This window comes from Sphaerochaeta sp. PS, from assembly GCF_032144095.1.
Lineage (GTDB): Bacteria > Spirochaetota > Spirochaetia > Sphaerochaetales > Sphaerochaetaceae > Sphaerochaeta.
In genome coordinates this window covers 1-20451 of record NZ_JAVSNJ010000006.1, presented here as the reverse complement: position 1 = coordinate 20451, position 20451 = coordinate 1, and the positions used below count along the sequence as shown (strand labels likewise).

Below are 20451 nucleotides of genomic sequence, written 5' to 3'. Positions count from 1 at the left end.
CCCTACCCTAATACAACACTAGCCAGACGCCCACAAACAGTGCTACGAAGAGTATGTTAATCCAGGTAAAGGCAAACAGGTATGTTCCTGCACCAGAAGGCTTGTACTGTGCATAATACTTGAAGGATATAACCGAAGCCATCGAGGCTATTAGGGTTCCGCATCCTCCGGCATTGACTCCCAGAAGGAGCTGCCTGCCGTTTTCGGTAAACTGGGAGAGCAATAGGGTGGCAGGGACATTGCTGATGAACTGGCTCGCTAGCAGCGAAGTGAGAAATTCCCTGCCCTGCAAGAGACCTTGCAAGGCCTTGCTCACCTGTTCGAGCTCACCAAGATTGCCCACAAACACAAAGAAGCCAATGAAGGTCAACAGCAGAGAGTAGTCGACCTTCCTCAGCAAGGTCTTCTCCGAAAAGAGAATGACCAGCACTACGGCAAGATACCAGGGTACCAGGTTGAACACAGCCCCTATCGAGAGCAAGAAGAGCAAGAGGTACCTCAGCAACTGTTTTCCGTCCAGTTGAGGGACCTCCTGGACCTGCAGGCAAAAATCGTCGGAACGGGAAGGTACCAGGAAAAGCAACACCCACAAAAGCAGGGCCCCAATACCCACAAAAGGAAGCATGGTGAGGAAAAATGCCGGTAAAGGGAGTGAGTAGAAGGAGTAGAGAAACAAGTTCTGGGGATTCCCAACCGGGGTAAGGGCACTGCCCACATTTGCAGCAACGGTTTGGAGTACCACTGTCATGAGAATGGGTTTCTGCTCATTGCAAAGAGAAAACACCACAATGGTCAGGGGCACAAAGGTGATGAGGGCAACGTCATTGGTGATGCCCATGGAGGTGAAGAAGGTAAGCCCTACCAACAGTGCGGCAACCTGCCTTGGGGTGTGGGCATACTGCAAGAGCACCGTCGATAGCTTGGTAAAGAGGAACATTTTTCGAAATCCCGCCACCACAAGCATAAGTGCAAACAGACAGCCAAGCACCTTCCAGTCAATGTACCGTAGGTATCGGGGAGAAGGAAGGACAAAGGCCATGGATGCAAGGGCAAGCACCCAGGAAATTGACAGAACCGGCTCTTTTTTGATGAATGCCACTATGTTGGTCTTGCTCATGAAACTGGGCTCCCTCTTGTGTCTAGGCAACGATATAGCTGATTCAGCTCTTATGCAATTGGGGGATGAGGAGTGTCAAAACGTTGTATGTCCTGGGCATAGGCATATGCTATAGTAGTCATACGCATCTGAGGATGCAAGAGAGGGTATCCGGTGGATCATTCGAAGAGAATCTCAGCCAAAGGCTTTCTGTTTGCCACCATGTTGCGCCTGGTGCGAAGGTCGTGGCGGGTACAGGTCGAAGGAAGGTCCTACCTTGACCAGTACTATGAGAGTGGGAGGCGCTGCCTCATAGGATTCTGGCATGGGAAATATGTACCGATCTTCCCATTGCTCGAAGGCTATGATGCATGCGTAATCACCAGCCTTTCTGTCCGGGGTGGCATCCTAGGGGAAATATGCAGAAGCTTCGGCTACCAGAATACCCAAATTCCGGATGAACCCAAACTTGATGCCTTCAAGCAGATGTTGCACGACCTTGCAGAGGTACAGGTAAGCGGAACCGCCCTCGATGGCCCCCTGGGGCCTTACCATCAGACCAAACAGGGCCTGATCCGCCTGGCAGGGATGCTTGACCTCGACCTGGTCTTGGTCAATGTCTATGCAAGAAGGCACCTTACCGTATCAAAACGATGGGACAAGTTGGAGATCCCCCTCCCCTTTTCCCGCCTCTGCCTGGTTTTCGGAGAGCCTATCCCCATCCCACACCATCCCAGCAGGGCTGAACTCGACACCCTTTCCGAACGGATAAACGGAGAGCTTGACAGCCTGCAGAAGAGAGCCGAAGCTATCCTCAGGAGAAAACGAGATGTCTGACCAGCAAATCAAAGCTTCCCGTCCTTTCAACAAACGCAAGCTCTGGACCTACCTTGGCTTGGCCATCCTCTTCTTCACCCTCTCCTATCTGAGTGTCCTCTTCATGCACTCCTACTTTTCTTCCGGAAAGCTCAGCTTGCCTCCCTCTATCCTGACGGCAAGGAACATCTTGATATTGACCGTATTGCTGGGGCTCTACTTCCTCGCTGATGCTCTGCGCCTCTACTGCGTGATCCGTGCCTTGGGAGCCACTATCCCCTTCCCCTACCTTCTCAAGCTTGTCTTTGTGAACATCTTCATTTCCAATGTAACCCCCTTGGCGACAGGAGGAGGCTTCATACAGGTCTACTTCATGACCCGCAAGGGCATGTCCCTCGGTCAGGCGACCGCTGCAACCACCTTACGGACGATGATCTCTGCTTTGATCCTCTTCATCCTTACCCCGATCATCATTTGGATAGACCCCAGCCAGTTCAGCATGTTCTCGACCCGGAGCCTGCTCTATATCATCACAGCCCTATCGGTCGGATTCCTGTTTTTCTTCTGGGTCTTCCTGTTCAGGATACAGGTGGTGAAACGCTGGATGTACCATCTCCTGCTTGTGCTCAGGAAACTCAGGATCCTCACCCCTAAAAAGTTCCGCACCCTCTATGTCAAGCTTTGTGCCGAACTGAGATCTTTCAGCGAAGGCTTCAAGACCTTCTTTCAGGGGAGACCAGGATGGGCTAGCCTATCGGTAGCCACCACCGCCCTGTTTCTGCTGTTGCTGTTCTCCTTTCCACTCGTGATCATGAGGGCCATGGGCTACCAGGCCTCACCATGGACAATCTTGGCCTTTCAGGTGGTAGTAACCTTTTTCATGTATTTTGCCCCAACCCCTGGGGCTTCAGGAGTTGCAGAAGGAGGCTTTGGCCTATTGTTCGCCCAACTGGTACATACTCAGGATATAGCCCCCCTTGTCCTGAGCTGGAGGTTCCTGACCATCTACATCGGGGTGGTAATTGGTATGCTCATCACCTTCGGAGCATTCTTCAAGCGCGGCAGGAGAGGCGAAGATGCACTATAAACAACGGCTGACCCTACTGCTGGTTCTCCTTGTCCTGCTGATGGCAAGCCTGGTCAGCTACCGTATCTATCTCTTCTTCAATGAAGGGGATTACCAGAACCGGAATGTTGACAACATCACCAGGATTGAAACCACACTTGACGGAGGCCAGGGTTTCCAATTTGCCGTGGTTGGGAACATACGGAACTCCATGCGCCTGTTCGAACAGAGAATCATCCCCCTCATAGAGGGTAACGATGTAGACTTCATGGTATCGCTTGGCAATGCAGTCTACGACGGGGCCGAAGGGAAATACCGCCTCCTCTACCGCGGCCTGAAAAAACTCGCCATCCCCCAAGTGATGACGGTTGGCAATAATGAGGTGGAGGATTTCGGATCCACCCTGTTCTATCGCCACTTCGGCCCCTACTTCTTCTCTTTTCCGCTACAGAATGCCTATTTCTTGTTTCTGGACACCACGGGCCAGACCTCCTGGCAGTGGCAGTACCATTGGATTGAACAGGAACTGAAACAGGCACAACACTACCAATACCGATTTGTATGCATGAACCAATCGATCTACAAACTTGAAGGATATGGGGCAAAACACGCCACATATGTTGTGGATGAAGAGGTAGGCAAGAAACTCCATAGCCTGTTTGTCACCTATGGGGTAACGGCAGTATTCTCAGCAGGATTCCCCACCTTCTTCCAGGAAGAGCGTGATGGGGTGCAGTACATTATCTCCGGGGCAGCGGGAGGCTTGCTTCTGGAGAGCGATTCCCCCTATCAGATCGTACGAGTCACTGTAGGCCCTACCACCGTTTCCTACGAAAACATCACAGCCCCTGATGCCATCTCCCGTTTCAGTGAGGGCTTTGAGCGGCTGAAGCTATCACTGCACTCCTTTGTAAGCATGAGCCTGTTCAACCTGATGCTGATAGTGACCGCCATCGGTCTCATTGCCCTTCGCCTCTACTTTTTGATCCTCAAGCAGGAACATCTCTACCGGGATTTCAGCGTGGACGAGGAAGCCGAACACAAGAGCCTTTCGGTCGTCATGTTCACCAACAACTACCTCCCCTTCATTGGGGGGGTCCCACTCTCCATCCAACGCCTTGCCTCAGGGCTTACCCAACTGGGAAACCATGTGCACATCTTTGCCCCAGCCTATCCTGAGCCTTCGGCTGACGACGAGAGGGACCATGTCATCCGCTGTCCGAGGCTCCTGAATGCCAATTTGTCAGGATTCCCGATCGTCAACCTCTTCACGCACAAGATTGCACATGCCTTCAAAGCCCTCGATTGTGACCTAGTACACATCCATCACCCCTTCTGGCTTGGCGTCAAAGGGTTGCATCTTGCTCGACGGAGAAAGGTCCCGATCGTGCTGACCTACCATACCCGTCTCGAGAAATACATCCACTATCTGCCTATCCAGGGAGCGCCGCTGAAGAACATTCTCGCCCACCTGAGGATCAAGCATGTTGCCAACCATTGTGATGCCATCATTACCCCGACAGCGTCCACCGAAGAGTACCTGCGCAACCTGGGGGTCAGGGCCCTGATAGAGACCATCCCCACCGGTATCAAGCTGCAGGATTATGACTCCTGGACTGACGAGCAGGTAGAGCAGTGCCGCCTCTCCTATGCCAAGGAAGATGAGTTGCTGCTCATCACCGTTTCACGCCTTGCCGAAGAGAAGAACCTTGATTTCCTCCTTGCCGGGCTGGCAAAGGTCAAAGCCCTCTGCCCTGTCAAGTTCACCTGCCTGTTGGTGGGTGATGGGCCGCAGCGTTCCCACCTGGAAGGGAGGGTGGCAGAACTAGGACTCGGAGAGGTGGTTACCTTTACCGGCAACCTGGAACCCAGGGAGGTTACCCGCATCTATCGTGCAGGGGACCTCTTCGTCTTCTCCTCAACAAGCGAGACCCAAGGGATGGTGTTGGTCGAGGCAATGGCAGGGGGGTGTCCCGTCGTTGCAGTACGCTCCAGCGGTGTGCACGATGTCGTCAAGAATGGGTACAATGGAATGATGGTCCCTGAAAGTACCGACAGCTGGGCAGCGGCTGTAGCATCCCTGCTGTCAGACCCAGCAGGGCTCAGTGAGCTTTCTGCCAACAGCAAAATCTTTGCCCAATCCTATTCGGAAGAGAACATCGCCCAGAAGGTGGAGGCCCTCTACCAGCGGGTGGTACTCCTATACAAGGCAAGACAGCTCTGAAAAACCACCACAGTACCCCCAAGGCATTTGAAGCAGAGCCCTGTCTTGAGACCCTGCCAAAATCCTTGTTCCCTTTTCCCTCAGGCCTTTTGCAAGGAAACAGAACATTGCACCACTTCTCTGATTGAGAACTGCCGCATTATTTGGTAGGATGGGGAAGCGGAGGAATAGATGAACAATTTGGCAGTCATCTCATTGGGCGGATCGATCATAGCACCGGACAAGGTAGATACTACCTTTCTCAAGGAACTGAATGAAAACCTGAGAGCATATCTCAAAAAAGATAAGAGCAGAAAAATCATATTGGTCTGTGGTGGTGGAGCCCCAGCTAGGGTCTACCAGCAGGCCCTGAGAGAGATCATGGCAGATGCCCCGAGTGAAGAGCAGGACTGGCTTGGCATCAGGGCAACACACATCAACGCACAGTTGGTGAAGGCGATGTTCAGTGACCTGTGTACGGACAACATCATCACCGACCCTACAGGACACATAGTGTTCAAGGGCCAGGTTCTGGTGGCTGCAGGGTGGAAGCCCGGCTTCTCTACAGACAATGATGCGGTAATCCTTGCAGAACGCTTCCAGGGAAAGCTCATCATCAACCTCTCAAACATAGCCAAGGTCTATACCGATGACCCGAAGCAGAACCCAGATGCAAAGCCCTTGGACACCATCAGCTGGGATGAGTTCAAGATCCTGGTAGGTTCTACCTGGGTCCCGGGAAAGAACACCCCGTTCGACCCCATTGCAAGCAAGAGGGCGGCAAAGCTACGCATGAAGGTCATCTGTGCCGATGGCAGAAATGTTGCAAATACCATGGCGATCCTCAACAAAGAGGAGTTTGTCGGGACCGTGATCGGGTAACAGGAATTGATCATAAAAAAAGGGGGATATTTCCATTGGGGGTATCTCCCTTTTTATGGCCTAGAGGGAAACACTCCTGTGGTGTTCCTTCAGTTCCAGGAAAAGGGGCAGCACATCGGCAAAGCTAGCTGGAAAGGGAACATCCTGGTTGAAATCGGGTATCCAGGAGATATTCTCGCTGAGCTCCTGCACAAAGCCATCCTCGATGCCAAGCTCATCCAACAGGGAGAGCAATTCGTCATACTCCTCTTCGGTGATCTCAGCAAAGACGACATCACCCAAGGGAGGCACAAACTGAACCATCAGGGAGAGATAGGCAACATCCTTGAGCTCCTTGGCAAAATACCGCAGGAACTCCTTGGTAGCGTCCAGGGTCCCCGGAAACAAGAGATGCCTGACAAGCAGGCCCTGCAGGCTCCCGTCCTCCATCACCTCAACGCGGGGGTGGCGCTCCTTCAAGTACTCCATCACAGGGATAATCTGCCCGGCATAGTCAGCAAGCCCGCAAAATGCTGCGCTTACCTCCCTATCGAGGGTCTTTACATCGACCAGATAGAGGTCGACATAGGAATCAATGAGGGAGAGCCCCTCCAAGGATTCAAAACCTGAACTATTCCAGACTATGGGCAGGGTAAGCCCACCCTCCCTTGCCAATTCAATCGCCTGGACAATGGAAGGTATGAAGTGTGTACCCGTAACCATATTGATGTTTGCTGCACCAAAACCCTGGAGTGCGAGCATGAGGCGGGCAACCTCCTCGACGGAGAATATGCTTCCGACCGGGTTCTGCCCCCCTGAGATCTGATGGTTCTGGCAAAAGGCACAATGCAAGGGACAACCGGTAAAGAAGATCATCCCCGATCCGTTGTCACCCGTTACTGGGGGCTCCTCCCCACGGTGCAGGCCAGACCAGGCAATCCTCATTTCCGCCGTCTCGCCACAAATGCCGACCTCTCCCAGAAGGCGGTTGACACTACAGTGGTTTGGGCAGAGAAGACAGGATTCGTACGCTTGGAGACCGTTGTTTGTATGCATGGGTACATTCTAACGAATCAAAGACCGTTTCGCTAGAGACCCTTTCTGCAGTAATCAATGATACATTATATTATTCCTATTTGGGAATAATATATAGCATATTCTTATATTTATCCCTGACAGCTACTCATCTTTTTTGCTTTAGAATTGTGCATGCTTGACCGACACGGGGAAATATATCACTCTTACCTTATGGCAATACGCGACTTTTTCCGAAAAAATACACCCGAGGAAACCCAGGAAGAACGATATATCCTCTCCATCGATGGAGGGGGGATGCGTGGCATAATCCCAGCAATCCTGCTCAACAAAATAGCTATGCTTCTTGAGGAACAGGGTGATCGGCGACCGCTCTATGCCCATTTTGACCTGATAGCAGGCACCTCCACAGGAGGCTTGTTGGCCCTTGCCTTGGCAGCCCCAGCAGAAAAGACAAAACTCACCCTCGATGGAAGGTTCATCAGCTATATCTATGACCAGAATGAGCTGACGGTTACCGACAAGCTCCTTCGCAGAAAAGCCTCACAGACACTGATGGGGACCCTCCCCTTTGGCATACAGGTCAGTGCCCTTGAGCGACTTTACGTCAACCATGGCAAGGAGATCTTCCCGAAAACCCAAGGCAGACTATTCTCCCAGATATTTACCGACAAGTATGACAGCGAACCATTGGAAAGATATCTGAAGGATACCTTTGGAGACATTGCACTGAAGGATGCAGTCGTCCCTCTGATGGTGATGGCCTATGATGTGGCAAACGGCAGACCGTTTCCCCTTTCCAGCCGGGACAGCCATGGGTACCTCTTCTGGGAGGCAGGCAGGGCCACCAGCGCCGCCCCCACCTACTTCAAGCCAGCCTACCTGTATGACCGTCAGGATGAGTGCATGCAGACCCTCATCGATGGGGGAATCATAGCAAACAACCCTGCACTCTTTGCCTACAGCGAAGCAAAGAAGCTCTACCCCGATGCAAAGAAGTTCCACATCCTCTCGCTTTCTACGGCAAGCAGTGATTTTGGCTTTACCATAAGCGGTGCAGGGTCGGGAGTGATCGGGTGGATTGACCCTGCAAAGGGAACCCCCATCCAGAAGATCTATGCAGGCTCCCAGCTGCAGGCAGCCGATGCCATCGCATCGGTCATCCCCGACCTGTGCTACACCCGTGTCCATGGGACACTCGGCGAGCAGGTCAAGCTTGATGCCACAGGCACCTCGGCCCTTGCCATCATGAAGGAGAAGGCCCTGGAGATCTATCGGGACAATGAAGAGGGAATCCTCTCCTTTGCAGAGAAACTCAAGGCCCGGAAACTGTTTGACCAGCTCACCCTTGGGCCTAAGGAGATTGACCAACTACCTGCTCCCACCATTGTGGAGAGGGCAAAGGAAGAACCTCCCATGCAAAGCCCGGAACTCTCCTCGTACTACTCTTTCCTCTCCCGATACAACATCCAGGAAGATGACGGGAAACAAGAGGGCGTCCAGACATGAGCAGCCATCCCAAACAGATTGCACTTGAGGCCGTCATGCGCAAAATGTGCGATGAACTGGATGACCATCTGGAAGATCTGTTTGGTGACCACTACCCGCGTCACCCGAACAGGCCGGCACGTGGCAAAGCTGCAAGTGTGGCCTATGACGGACTCTTCTCGACAGGCACCCAGTTTACCCTCGGCTATGGAAGCGAGCTGGGCCGGGGCTACATCCTCAGTGTTGAACTACGAACCCTTTCACAAGTCAGGCAGGAGGATGAGTTGGCAGTAGAAAAAGCAGCCGCTGAGAAGATCGAGCAGCTCATTCCAAAATACTTTCCCGAAAGGGCGATCAGGCTGGAAAAGGATGGGAAGGTCTATAAGTTGGTAGGGGACTTCTCGCTGGGAGCCTCAAGCAACGAGTAGAGTACCTGTACAAAATGCTGGTTGGCCTTCTGGCAGAATACCCTGTAGTTCTTGGGACGGCGGCCTTGAGCGTCATCGCTGATGACCCGGCAGACCGTACAGGGAATGTTGTGCATCCTTGCAGCCAGGGCAACCCCGTAGCTCTCCATATCCGAAAAGCCAAGGCCAAGCTCATCCACCAGCCAGGGATTGGCTTCCCGCCAAGGCCGTAGGAGGAACCTGTCGGATGACCCTCCCTTGGCTAGGGTTGCCCCTGGGTAGGGAGGAACGGAAAGGGAAAGCTCACCAACCACTTCGTTAGCACCCCTACCAAATGTTTCGCCCCGCTTAAGCCCAAAAGGACGCAGGTCAAGCTCAAACTGCACCACCGATGTTGCCAGGATAGGTGTGCCGATCGCAAGGGACCTATCAATGGCGCCAGCATACCCGACACAGAGGACCGCCTTCGGCTGGTAGTCGATGATGGCCTGCAGGGTATTGAGCGCACTCTGCACCTGGGAGACCCCAACAGCGAGGAGAAGATAGCTCTTTTCCTTATGGTAGGAGAGAATACCTACTTTTGTTAGGAATCCTTCCAATTCCCTTTCGCTGGAGGCAACGACCAGGCAATCAAGAGCCATACTGGGCCCTCTCTTCTATGAGGGATGGGAATATGAGCGAAGGGGCTATGCCATGGCGCCTCTCGTATCCAGCCTTCAGGGTGCGGTCTATCGCCAGGGTGCTATAGGCTACAGCCTTCTCTACCGCTGTTTGGAAGGGTACCTTACTAAGGAGGAATCCTGTCATCATGCTGGCAAAGAGGTCCCCGCACCCCGGATATGATGAGGCAAGATTCTCATAGTACACAAGGCCACACTCACCCTCATGGCAGTGCGCCACAGCATGAGCATCCCCGATAGGGACACTGGTGATGGTTACCCAGCTTCCAGCCAGCTCTGAGAGCTCCCTTGCCCAGAGAAGGATCTCATCTTCACTGAAAGTATCCTGCATCGGCCTATCCAACAGCAAGGCTGCTTCGGTAGTGTTTGGGGTGATGAGGTCGGCCGCAAGGACCAGCGATCGCATCGCCTCTATAAGGGGAGCATCGACCGGGTCGTAGGGCTTTCCCCAATCCCCCAGGACGGGGTCTACCACCACCAAGGGGTTGTGGGTGGCTCGTTGCTTGTCAATGAAATGCCGTACGATTTCAACCTGTCCATAGGAGCCCAGAAAGCCGGAATAGATGGAATCGAAACGAAGGTCGAGCGCGTCCCAATGGGTGAGCACCTTGGTAAGAGTCTCTGTGTTGTCCTCAAAATGGTAGTGGTCAAACCCGTCGGTCTGGGTGGAAAGAAGCGCTGTGGGAAGGGGACAGGCCTCAATGCCAAGCACCTCAAGGGTGGGCATCACCACAGTTAGGGAACTCTTGGAATACGAGCAGAGGTCATGAAAGGCAGCACAGGTTGGTATCATAGAAACCACACTACAACACATCTGCAAACTGCGCAATATATGGTATACTCGGCTTGCGGAGGACCCTATGCTTGTATATGACCACATCAGCCACCTCATCATCGCCGATGACCAGTATGATATCCTTTCCTTTCCACTCCCTAGCAAGGAGGAGGTGCAACAGGCCCTTGATTCCATGATCCTCTCTGCCTCAGGATGGAGGAAGGTCTTTGCAGAGAGTGGTGATGAAGAGGATGCCGGCAGGAGCATCAAGGAATCCGATGGGGTTCTCTCCATGTTTGCAGCCCTCGCCCTTGCCAGGCATCTGGGCGCCCCCGCAGCACAGAAGGAAGCGATACAGAAAAACACCGGAGTCTGCCCACCCTTGGATGGGAGCAGCCCAACCATCCTTGTCGGCCTCGATGCTAGGCCAACAGGAAGACTTATTGGCGACCTGGTGTGCCGCACCCTGGTCAGCCTTGGCTGCAGGGTCCGTTACCTCTTCATCTGCGCAGCCCCTGAGATCATGGCCGACTGCAACCTCTTCCCCGATGAGGCGGATGCATTCCTCTATGTTTCGGCCAGCCACAACCCGATCGGGCACAACGGCTTCAAGTTCGGCAAGGCAGGAGGGGTCTATTCCGGGGAGGAGTCAAAAAAGCTAACCGATCTGTTTCGCTCCCTCTTTGAGGAAGAAGGCGCCGCATCCTATATCCAGAACCTCTCCGCAAACCTCGACAACCAACGGTACCTGGATGTCCTCACCTCGGTGAAAGGCCAGAAAGAACAGAGCCTTGAGCGGTATGAGCAGTTCATCCTCACAACGGCAAGCAAAAGCGAAACCATCAAGGACCATCATGCCCTCTCCCGCTTCATCAACGAAAGGAATGAAAAGAAACCCCTAGGCATAGTTGCCGAACTCAATGGCAGTGCCCGTTCGGTGAGCATAGACTATACCTTCCTCAACTCCCTGGGCATCAAGATGGCCATGCTCAACAACAAGGTTGGCCAGGTAGTCCATGGCATCGTGCCTGAGGGAGAGAACCTGGAACCCTGCAGGGAGACACTGGAATATCTGCACAAGAAAGAGAGTGCGTTTATCCTTGGCTATGTGCCGGACAATGATGGGGATAGGGGAAACCTCGTATTCATCAGGGAGAGCACGGGGAAAGCCGAAATTATGGAAGCACAGAGTGTCTTTGCCCTTGTTGTCCTTGCTGAGCTCTGCCAGGCCAGGCTGGAAAACCCTTCAGCGAAACTGGCGGTAGCAGTGAACGGGCCTACCTCCATGAGGATCGACAAAATCTGTGAGGCACTCGGGGCCGAGGTCTTCCGTTCCGAGGTAGGGGAAGCAAACGTAGTTGAGCTGGCTGCCCAAAAACGAACTGAAGGGTATCAGGTACCTATCCTTGGGGAGGGCTCGAATGGGGGAAACATCACCCACCCAGCCAAGGTCAGGGACCCGATGAACACCATCATGAGCCTGGTAAAGCTACTGACCAATGACGAGCTTTTCAGGCTTTGGGCAAAAGCGAACCAAATGAAGATTCCCATGAACATTTCGTTGGAGACCATCATCGATACCCTGCCCCGGTTCACCACCACCCCATCCTTCTCTGACAAGGGGAAGATGCAGGTCACCTCTTCCCAGCGTGCTTTGAAACAAGCCTATGAAGAACTGTTCCTCCTCGATTGGGAAGCCAGAGGAGAGGAACTCTCCCTGTTTGGTATCACCGGCTACAAGGCCTACCAGATGGAAGGGACCACAGTTCATGAGGGAATGGGGGAAGAGAATCGCAACGAGCCTTTCAGTGGTGGCTACAAGATAGTCTTCACCAATAGTGAGGGAAAGGCTACGGACTGCATCTGGATGCGTGGCAGCAAGACCGAGCCGGTCTTCCGTGTCCAGGCCGACTGCGAGGGCGAGGATGCTCATCGGCATGAGTATTTCATCGACTGGCAGCGGGACCTGATAGCAAGGGCCGATGCACTGGCATCGGTCAATCCAAGGCCCAGATCTCATTGACCAACCCCTGAAGCGTCGCCTCCCTGACCGAACGGCCCTTCAGCTCGCACTCCCAGACAACAAAGACTCTCCATCCTTCTGCAACAAGGGTGGAGACAGACCTATCATCCCGAATCCTGTTCTTTTCAATCTTCTCTTTCCAGAAGAGGGAGTTCGTCTTGGGCAGGACAAAGAGGGGGCATCCAGCATGCCCATGCCAAAAGCAGCCATTGACAAATATCACACTTCTGTATTTGGGTAATACAATGTCAGGCCTCCCTGCAAGGCGCCTGTCGTTGGTACGGTAGCGTAGGCCTTGCCTGAAGAGGAAGCGCCTGACAGCAAGCTCTGCCTTGGTGTCCTTGCCCTTGATGGAGCTCATGACCTTGCTTCTCTGAGCCGGGGATAGTCGGTCTGCCATATGCCGAGAGTAGCACGAAACAACAGGAAATGACACCTTCATCCAGGGAAAAGGTCCTTCCATATCAAGGGTTCTTTCAAAGTGGTTTTATCCACAACAGGGATTGAGCAAGAGGAAAAGCACCGTTACAAAAAAGAGGGGAAGTCAAAGGTGTGGTAGGTACCGGCTACTTCTTTCCATCCTCTACCCTACACATAGGGCAAGGGTCCGAATATCTGGCCTGGAACAGGGGAAAAGTCCTTGCCTTCGGAGGGCTCACACCCTTACACTGTCTCCTGTTTCCTTGCAGTCAGCTCTTGCAAACGAGGCTATCATGGAGGTACAGGTGAAAAGAACCTTGCTCAATTGGTTGGGGTTGCTGGGATTGTCCAGCCTTTTGTCATACACGGCGGCAGTTGTTTTTTCCCCTTTGGCGTACCCTGGCTATGACTGGAAAAGCCAGGCAGTCAGTGACCTCAGTGCAGCAGCCTCTCCTTCGCTCGCCTTGTGGAACCAACTCAGCAGACTGTACGGTGTGTGTGGAGTTGTGAGCATTACCCTGGTCTGTCTGTTTGTCGTGGGGAAGCTGAACAAGACCATCTGCCTGGGGATATATCTGTTTGCGGCGATGACCTGGGTCTCCTATGTCGGGTACGCCATTTTCCCTCTCTCAGCCAGCGGCTTTGCAGGGACATTCCAGGACAGGATGCATCTCTACGTGGTAACGACCTCAGTAGTCATCCTTTCCCTAGGCTCCCTGATCCTCATTATGGTTGGTGGCTTCAGGAAAGGGCAGTATCCATCCCTGGCGTTCTGGGCGACAGGAGCCCTATCGTGCATGGTAATCGGAGCGATAGGGAGTGGCCTGGCACCGAAGGAGCTCTTCGGCATCTTCGAGCGGTTCAGCGTTTTTTCCGCCGTTGGATTCAATGCACTCCTTGGCATATACCTGTTCAGGGGTTTTCCCCAGAACGCAGGGAACGAGAACTGAGGACCTACAACCAAGGAGCAGACAAGCTCCCTGGTTGCAGACGGGAAGCCCTACACACTCAGGCCCGCGATGGCAGCCCCGATGGTCGGAGAATCATCGATCCTGACAAAGCTATAGTAGCGCTTATTCTCCAGCTGCAGGTATTTGTGCAGATAGTACTCCGTGTACTTTTTCAGATACTCGGTCTTGTAGAACGTGGTGCCGTCTGCATTGATGCACACAGGTTTCCTTGGGTCAGTTCCAGCCCCACTCTTCAATACCGTCGCTGCAAGGTTGGCAGCGGTAAGCTTGCCAGCCTTGGCGATGATGGCATCCAGGATGGTCCACAGCGCAATGGCATCATCGTCACTGCCTTCACAACAGGATACCAGGGCATACTCCCTGTTGAAGGGCATCTCCAGGTAGTTGCTCATCACTGTCGTGTTTATGGGTGCCACTTCCTTGAAACGCCTGGCGAACTGCTGGCTGAGCAGGCCTTCCTCGATGGCCTTCCCTATCACAAGGGTACTCAGAGGGCCAAGGTAGGCCCCGCTTATCATCTTCTCAAGATGGTACTGCTCAGGCTGTTTGGTGGAGTCAAAGAAAGAGCGGTCAAGAGGCCCCGGGCAACAGTCAAAGTTGCCTGACTCGATGTTGATGATCTGCCTTTCGCCATCCTTGAGCGGAATCTTGCCTATGTTGGCGTTGTCCTCCACATAGGCCGTATTGGTCCCGGTTCCCAGGATAAAGCCGATATACCCACTGTAGGGGATGGTTGACGGTGCGGCCTTTCCTGCAAGTAGGGTTGCAACCGTATCATTGAGGACGGCTACCTTCTTTCGGGATACATCGTAGCCACGGCGCCCTAGCTCGGCGAGCAGGTTGGCACCGACAGGCTTTCCGATGACCTCGGGTGCCTTGATCTCCTTGGAAAACACCAAGGGTATGCCATCGTGGTCTTCTGTGATGGTAGCGGCATAGGAGAAGCAGAACCCAATACGGTCACTCTTGTCGATGAGCCGCTCAACCTCATCGGCAAAGCAGTTGAAGAACTCCTTGGCACTGACCTCTTGCTTTACCCCGGGCATGGCAGTCTTCCTGAAATCCTCGATCTGGGCCTTCCCCTCATCGTCAAAGGTAACCAGGCAGGTCCTGAAGTTGGTCCCCCCTGCATCAAGGACGATGACGCTCTCCCCCTTCCTGACCTCGTCAACCACCTTGGTATAGGTAGGTATCATCTGCAGTGAGCTGGACTTCTTGCCCTCAAGGCCCCGTTCCATCTCTACCTTGAATGTCTCAAGCAACCCCTGCATGTCAATGCTTGAGGGGGATACTCCCCACTTGGCAAGGAATGCCTCACTTCTCTCAACGATGTCTGCCATACTTCCTCCTAATCATCAAACAAGCGGATTCTCTCCGTTTATGGTAAGCTCAACCGGCTTCACTTCAAAATATCCCTCAGCATCACTCTGGATAAGAAAGACACCCTCGACATAGACAGGCTCACTTACCCTGCGCCCAGATACCATCACCTCAACGGCAACGGCGATGGGAGGCACCCCTCCCTTCATGACAGCTGCTCCCATCAGGGAGCTGAGGGTGACCCCATCACCAAAGAAGGTGACAGCAACCCCGTTGAGGATCGCATGGCCCTTCTCCCAGGCATGGACCGTCAGGTACTGCAAGGCAATATCGTTGAGGGGTCCTTTGGCCGAACGCAACAAGGAAGCGAAAAATGACTGGTCGGCCGGCCCCTTGGTTTTCTCAAACACAGGCAGATAGTTCCCCAGGTCAGAATCGGAGAAGGTCAGTGCATAGGGAAGTGTCTGCTTTTCCCGAAACAGCAGTTCAAGGCCTTGCAGCTCCAGGGCAGGGGTGTTCAAGAAGCCTGCTACAGAACAGACTGCGGAATCGGTGATGGCGGCAAGAGCTACGGTGACATCATTTGCTGTAGGTTTTGCAAATGCACCCAGACAGAGGAATAGGACCATCAAGCCGACAAGCAATCTTTTCATATGCAACTCCCCTTCATAATATGCCACTAAAACAAAGAGAACAACCGGATAGAGAAAAAAGACACAAAATCAGTTCTGTGCTATGATAGGGACATGAACCCAAACCCTAGAAAACCCACCATATTCTGGTATGACCTGGAGACATTCGGCCTCGACAGCCGCCATGACCGCATAGCACAATTTGCGGGGCAGAGGACCGACTACGACCTCAACCCCATCGGCGAGCCCGTTGTGCTCTACAACAAGTTGAGCGATGACTACCTTCCCGACCCCCTTTCCTGCCTCATAACCGGCATCACCCCCCAGGAAGTCAATGAGAAGGGCCTGTGCGAAAGCGATCTGATCGAACAGATAAACCGTGAGTTCGCTACCCCCAATACGGTGGTGGCAGGCTTCAACAACATCCGCTTCGACGATGAGTTCATCCGCAATGCCCTCTACAGGAATTTCATGGACCCCTACAAGCGGGAGTGGGACAACAACTGCAGCCGCTGGGACATCATCGACCTGGTCAGGGCTGCCTATGACCTCAGGCCAGAAGGAATAGCCTGGCCTCCACGGAAAGAGGAGACAGGAAACCCCACCTTCCGCCTTACGGCCCTGACAGAGGCCAACAGCATCCCCCAGGAGGGGGCCCATGACGCCCTTGTCGATGTGAAGGCAACCATCGCCATCGCCCGCCTGATCAAGGAAAAGCAGCCCAAACTCTACTCCTACTACTTCACCCTCCGAAACAAGACCAAGGTCAAGGATGTGGTACAGACCCCCTTTGGGGAGCCTGTGCTCCTCACAGCCTCCTTCTTCAGCAACAAGCAGGGTTGCTCGCGCCTCATCACCCCGATCACCCACCTCAAGGAAAATCCAAACAGCATCCTCTGCTTTGACCTTACCAAGGATACGGCACCTCTGTTCCAGGCAACTGCCGAGACCATCTTCAAGGTCGACGGGGTATTCACCATCGCAGTGAACAAGTGCCCCTTTGTCAGCCCCCTCTCCGTCCTGAGCGATAGCCTTGCCATCAAGCTGGGACTCGACAAGCCCCTGGCCCTGTTCCGCCACGAGCAGATCGCCAACAACACAAACCTCCTGCTGGTGGGGAGGGAAATTTCCGATACGTTTGAGTCTGTCAAGGATGTGGATTTCCAGCTCTATGATGGGTTTTTCCCCAACTCAGACCTGAAACGGTTTGAGCTCATCCGAAAGGCGACGCCCAAGGACAAGCTTAGGCTCAACCTCGACTTCGAGGACAACCGCTGTGCCCAGATGCTGTTCAGACATGTAGGCAGGAACTGGAGCGAGGTGCTGGATGAGGAGCAGCGACGCAAGTGGCGAAGCTTCTGTGCAAACAGAATCCTCAACCCACCAGGGACGATCAAGATCAACCTGAATTTCTACAAGAGAAAGGTCGAGGAGAACCTGGCAAGCACCGACTTCAATGCAGAAGACAAACTGGTACTTGCCAAGCTCAAGGAGTATGGCCTGGCCTTGGAAAAGAGCATCTTCGGCTAGATCAGGGACATCTCCTTACCCACTGCAATGAAGGCTTTGACGGCAGCGTCAAGGTCTTCCTTTGTATGGACTGCCGACAGCTGCACCCTGATCCTTGCCTTCCCCTTGGGAACAACAGGAAAACAGAATCCAATGACATAGATGCCCGCTTTAAGCAATCTGTCAGCCATTTCTACCGCCTTGACCTCATCATAGACCATCACTGGCACGATTGCAGTGTCGCCCTTTACGAGGTCGAACCCGGCCTCCTCCATCTTCTTGCGGAAGTAATGGGCGTTGGCTAGGGTCTTCTCACCCTTGACCGTACCCTCCTCGATGAGGTCGAGCACCTTCAGCGTTGCACCGCAGATGGCGGGCGCCAGGGTATTGGAGAACAGGTATGGCCTAGCCCGCTGCCTGTAGAGATCGATATATACCTGGCGGCCGCTGATGCACCCACCGCTTGCACCTCCGCAGGCCTTGCCGAAGGTGGTGGTGACAAGGTCGACCCTGCCCTCAACACCGCAGGCCTCAAGGGTTCCGCGACCATGCTTTCCGATGTATCCGGTGGCATGGGAGTCATCGACCATCACCAGAGCCCCGTAGGTATCGGCCAGGTCGCAGATCTCCCTGAGCTTGGCAATGTCGCCATCCATGGAGAAGACCCCGTCGGTTGCGATGAGGATCCTTCTGGAAGCCTTGGCCTCAACAAGGCAAGCTTCGAGGGCCTTCATGTCGCTGTGGTTGTAGCGCAGACGTTTCGCCTTGCAGAGCCTGATGCCATCGATGATGGAGGCATGGTTGAGTTCATCGCTGATGACCGTGTCCTCTTCACCCAACAGAGGCTCAAAGAGAGCTCCGTTTGCATCAAAGCAGGAGGAGAAGAGAATCGTGTCGTCTGTGCGCAGGAATGAGCTGATACGACCCTCAAGTTCCTTATGGATGGTTTGCGTCCCACAGATGAACCTGACCGAGGAGAGGCCAAAACCCCACCTGTCCATCGCCTGCTTGGCCGCCTCTATGACAAGGCTGTTGTCAGAGAGCCCAAGGTAGTTGTTGGCACAGAAATTCCGGACATTGGCAGAGCCTACCTCGATGGATGGGCCCTGGCTACTGAGGAGAATCCTCTCCTTCTTCTCCAGCCCCTCACTCTTGAGGGTATCGAGAAACTCCTGCAACTCTTGTTCGACACGCTTGTTCACAGCTCCCTCCTCTTGATGGTATTGAGCATATCCTCAGTCATGGCAGCCAGCTCATACTGGGGTTTCCAGTCCCACTCGACACGGGCTGCATAATCCTCAAGTGAATCGGGCCAGGAGTCCGCAATGGCCTGCTTGACCGGATCGATCTCATACGAGATGGTGAAATCGGGGATATGGGTCCGGATATAGGCAGCCTGCTCCTCAGGGCAGAAGCTCATGGCGGCGATGTTGAAGGCGTTTCGGTGCCTGAGCCTCGCAGGATTGGCCTCCATGATCTGGATGGCTGCCTGTACGGCATCCGGCATGTAGATCATGTCCAGGTATGTATCCCCCCGCAGAAAACAGGTGTAGTGGTGCTTTCGCACAGCTTCATAGTAGATCTCCACAGCGTAGTCTGTCGTGCCACCGCCGGGAGGCGTCAGGTTGCTGATGACTCCAGGGAAGCGAATGCCCCGTGTATCCACATCATACTTATGGTTATAGTAGTCGCAAAGCAGCTCCCCTGCAACCTTGGTGACCCCATAGATCGAGGTAGGACGCTGAATGGTGTCCTGGGGGGTGAACTTCTTGGGGGTCGTCGGCCCAAAGGCCCCGATGGAGGAGGGGGTAAAGACAGCACAGCCCATCTGGCGTGCGATCTCCAGGGTTATCATCAGCCCGCCCATATTGATGTTCCAGGCGTTGAGGGGATTCCGTTCGGCTGTTGCCGAGAGGATGGCCGCCAGATGGTAGATGGTGTCGATGTTGTGCTTTTTCACAATCTCGAGGATGGCCTCCCCATCCCTGCAGTCAACCTTATAGAAAGGCCCTCCCTGTACCAGAGGCAGGTTGATGTCATCACGGATGTCGGTAAGCACAACATTGTCATTGCCATACCGCTTGCGACATTCGTACGCTATTTCCGAACCTAACTGCCCAAGCGAACCCAAGATCAATATGCGTTTCATACCTACCTCCGAAACTCCCTTTCCTTGACAACGGTGTAAAGCAATATTACAATGTCTTTGTTTAGTATATTAAACAATATTCACTATGTCAAACTCAATATAAGGAGTCACTATGGAAACCCCTCCAGCAATCGGCAAAAACATACAACGCATAAGAAGCAGCAGGAAGCTGACCCTCAATGTACTATCAGAGCGCTCTGGTGTTTCCAAGGCGATGCTCAGCCAGATCGAGAGTGACAAGGTGAACCCAACCGTTGCAACCGTATGGAAGATCGCCCGGGGCCTCAATGTCGAGCTCAACGACCTGCTGGACTCCGAAGGGGAGCCCAAACGGGTCTTCGCCCTCAACCCCGCCGATGAGGAGGAGCCCAAGCTGGTTACCAACGACAAGGGGGTTACCATCCGCATCCTCTCACCCCTCAACATGGTGGAGGACCTGGAGATGTACATGGTCTCCTTCGATGCCCATGCCAAGCTTTCCAGCGAACCGCACTACCCGGGAACCCAGGAGTTCATCACCGTCGTTAAGGGATCGGTACAGGTAAAGGTCGGGGAGAACACTGCAGAGATCAAGAAAGGCGACTTCCTCGTCTACCACTGCGACATCGAACACTCCATTACCAACCTCTCAAGCCAGCCGGCCCAGGTACATATGGTTGTACGGTTCACCCAGGACAAGCGCTAAGCAAACATTTTGACAAACCACGGTGTACGCTGTATAAAGAGGTAAACAGAAAGGAAGGTCCTCATGGCAAAGACACCGATCATGGCATCGTATGGGTTTGGGAAATTCATTGCAGAGTTTCTGACTGGTGCCTTTGGCTCCATCGTCTTCATGTTCTATGAGACAGAGGTAGGCCTGGCTGCAGGATATGCAGCCCTGGCCACCATCATCTACTCCGTATGGAATGCGGTCAACGACCCGGTCATCGGCTACATAACCTATATTTCACAACGATAAATTCTAACGACAGCTTTATTATCTCTTAGAAAATGGCAG

Annotated in this window: 20 protein-coding genes; 11 read left to right on the top strand and 9 right to left on the bottom strand. The window is 53.5% G+C overall.

The genetic code is table 11. The features are described 5' to 3' along the window. Positions 1-7: 7 nt before the first annotated feature. Positions 8-1117, bottom strand: coding sequence for an SLC13 family permease (locus ROJ03_RS07170; protein ID WP_313726331.1), 1110 nt, complete (start codon positions 1115-1117; stop codon positions 8-10). Between the two features lie 153 nt (positions 1118-1270). Here ROJ03_RS07170 and ROJ03_RS07165 point away from each other — a divergent pair, with 153 nt between their 5' ends. The 4 genes from ROJ03_RS07165 (at position 1271) to pyrH (ending at position 6063) form a co-directional block, all read left to right on the top strand. Continuing rightward, positions 1271-1933, top strand: coding sequence for a hypothetical protein (locus ROJ03_RS07165; RefSeq protein WP_313726330.1), 663 nt, complete (start codon positions 1271-1273; stop codon positions 1931-1933). Continuing rightward, the gene (locus ROJ03_RS07160; protein WP_313726329.1) at positions 1926-2999 is read left to right on the top strand and encodes a lysylphosphatidylglycerol synthase transmembrane domain-containing protein; all 1074 of its coding nucleotides are present in this window, start codon (positions 1926-1928) and stop codon (positions 2997-2999) included. Before ROJ03_RS07165 ends, ROJ03_RS07160 begins: the two co-directional genes overlap by 8 nt. Next, positions 2989-5202, top strand: coding sequence for a glycosyltransferase (locus tag ROJ03_RS07155; RefSeq protein WP_313726328.1), 2214 nt, complete (start codon positions 2989-2991; stop codon positions 5200-5202). Before ROJ03_RS07160 ends, ROJ03_RS07155 begins: the two co-directional genes overlap by 11 nt. 171 nt (positions 5203-5373) lie before the next feature. After that, on the top strand, positions 5374-6063 hold the full coding sequence (gene pyrH, locus ROJ03_RS07150) for a UMP kinase (protein WP_313726327.1): 690 nt from the start codon (positions 5374-5376) through the stop codon (positions 6061-6063). A gap of 60 nt (positions 6064-6123) precedes the next feature. On the opposite strand, the gene ROJ03_RS07145 is transcribed toward pyrH, so the two are convergent. After that, positions 6124-7098, bottom strand: a complete 975-nt coding sequence (locus ROJ03_RS07145; protein ID WP_313726326.1) for a radical SAM protein — start codon at positions 7096-7098, stop codon at positions 6124-6126. A 192-nt stretch (positions 7099-7290) separates the two neighbouring features. On the opposite strand from ROJ03_RS07145, the gene ROJ03_RS07140 reads away from it, so the two are divergent. Continuing rightward, positions 7291-8586: a patatin-like phospholipase family protein gene (locus ROJ03_RS07140; protein WP_313726325.1), complete on the top strand. Its 1296-nt coding sequence runs from the start codon at positions 7291-7293 to the stop codon at positions 8584-8586. After that, complete coding sequence (locus ROJ03_RS07135; protein WP_313726324.1) at positions 8583-8993, top strand: hypothetical protein; 411 nt, start codon at positions 8583-8585, stop codon at positions 8991-8993. The genes ROJ03_RS07140 and ROJ03_RS07135 overlap by 4 nt, the downstream gene beginning before the upstream one ends. On the opposite strand, the gene ROJ03_RS07130 is transcribed toward ROJ03_RS07135, so the two are convergent. Both ROJ03_RS07130 and ROJ03_RS07125 read right to left on the bottom strand, forming a co-directional pair. Next, positions 8945-9613, bottom strand: a complete 669-nt coding sequence (locus ROJ03_RS07130; RefSeq protein ID WP_313726323.1) for a hypothetical protein — start codon at positions 9611-9613, stop codon at positions 8945-8947. The genes ROJ03_RS07135 and ROJ03_RS07130 overlap by 49 nt on opposite strands. Next, complete coding sequence (locus tag ROJ03_RS07125; protein WP_313726322.1) at positions 9603-10445, bottom strand: pyridoxamine kinase; 843 nt, start codon at positions 10443-10445, stop codon at positions 9603-9605. Before ROJ03_RS07125 ends, ROJ03_RS07130 begins: the two co-directional genes overlap by 11 nt. 67 nt (positions 10446-10512) lie before the next feature. Here ROJ03_RS07125 and ROJ03_RS07120 point away from each other — a divergent pair, with 67 nt between their 5' ends. Continuing rightward, positions 10513-12450 (top strand): phosphoglucomutase, encoded by a 1938-nt coding sequence (locus ROJ03_RS07120; protein ID WP_313726321.1) that lies wholly within the window; start codon positions 10513-10515, stop codon positions 12448-12450. Here ROJ03_RS07120 and ROJ03_RS07115 read toward each other — a convergent pair. Next, positions 12425-12850: a DNA mismatch endonuclease Vsr gene (locus ROJ03_RS07115; protein ID WP_313726320.1), complete on the bottom strand. Its 426-nt coding sequence runs from the start codon at positions 12848-12850 to the stop codon at positions 12425-12427. The two genes, ROJ03_RS07120 and ROJ03_RS07115, sit on opposite strands and share 26 nt — an antisense overlap. Before the next feature lie 325 nt (positions 12851-13175). Here ROJ03_RS07115 and ROJ03_RS07110 point away from each other — a divergent pair, with 325 nt between their 5' ends. Further along, entirely contained in the window at positions 13176-13820 is a 645-nt protein-coding gene (locus ROJ03_RS07110) for a DUF998 domain-containing protein (RefSeq protein ID WP_313726319.1), read from the top strand. 50 nt (positions 13821-13870) lie between these two features. On the opposite strand, the gene ROJ03_RS07105 is transcribed toward ROJ03_RS07110, so the two are convergent. Both ROJ03_RS07105 and ROJ03_RS07100 read right to left on the bottom strand, forming a co-directional pair. Beyond that, positions 13871-15181: a hexokinase gene (locus ROJ03_RS07105; RefSeq protein ID WP_313726318.1), complete on the bottom strand. Its 1311-nt coding sequence runs from the start codon at positions 15179-15181 to the stop codon at positions 13871-13873. A gap of 15 nt (positions 15182-15196) precedes the next feature. Next, a complete protein-coding gene (locus ROJ03_RS07100) occupies positions 15197-15814 on the bottom strand; it encodes a hypothetical protein (RefSeq protein ID WP_313726317.1) in 618 nt (205 codons plus the stop codon). A 93-nt stretch (positions 15815-15907) separates the two neighbouring features. Between ROJ03_RS07100 and sbcB the strand changes: the two genes are divergently transcribed. Continuing rightward, complete coding sequence (gene sbcB / locus ROJ03_RS07095; protein WP_313726316.1) at positions 15908-17323, top strand: exodeoxyribonuclease I; 1416 nt, start codon at positions 15908-15910, stop codon at positions 17321-17323. On the opposite strand, the gene ROJ03_RS07090 is transcribed toward sbcB, so the two are convergent. Both ROJ03_RS07090 and ROJ03_RS07085 read right to left on the bottom strand, forming a co-directional pair. Further along, a complete protein-coding gene (locus ROJ03_RS07090) occupies positions 17320-18504 on the bottom strand; it encodes a glycine C-acetyltransferase (RefSeq protein ID WP_313726315.1) in 1185 nt (394 codons plus the stop codon). The two genes, sbcB and ROJ03_RS07090, sit on opposite strands and share 4 nt — an antisense overlap. Further along, positions 18501-19451 (bottom strand): NAD-dependent epimerase/dehydratase family protein, encoded by a 951-nt coding sequence (locus ROJ03_RS07085; RefSeq protein WP_313726314.1) that lies wholly within the window; start codon positions 19449-19451, stop codon positions 18501-18503. The genes ROJ03_RS07090 and ROJ03_RS07085 overlap by 4 nt, the downstream gene beginning before the upstream one ends. A gap of 112 nt (positions 19452-19563) precedes the next feature. On the opposite strand from ROJ03_RS07085, the gene ROJ03_RS07080 reads away from it, so the two are divergent. After that, positions 19564-20136 carry an XRE family transcriptional regulator gene (locus tag ROJ03_RS07080; protein ID WP_313726312.1) on the top strand — a complete coding sequence of 191 codons (573 nt, stop codon included), beginning with the start codon at positions 19564-19566 and terminating at the stop codon, positions 20134-20136. A 63-nt stretch (positions 20137-20199) separates the two neighbouring features. Continuing rightward, positions 20200-20412 (top strand): MFS transporter, encoded by a 213-nt coding sequence (locus ROJ03_RS07075; RefSeq protein WP_313726311.1) that lies wholly within the window; start codon positions 20200-20202, stop codon positions 20410-20412. Positions 20413-20451 lie beyond the last annotated feature (39 nt).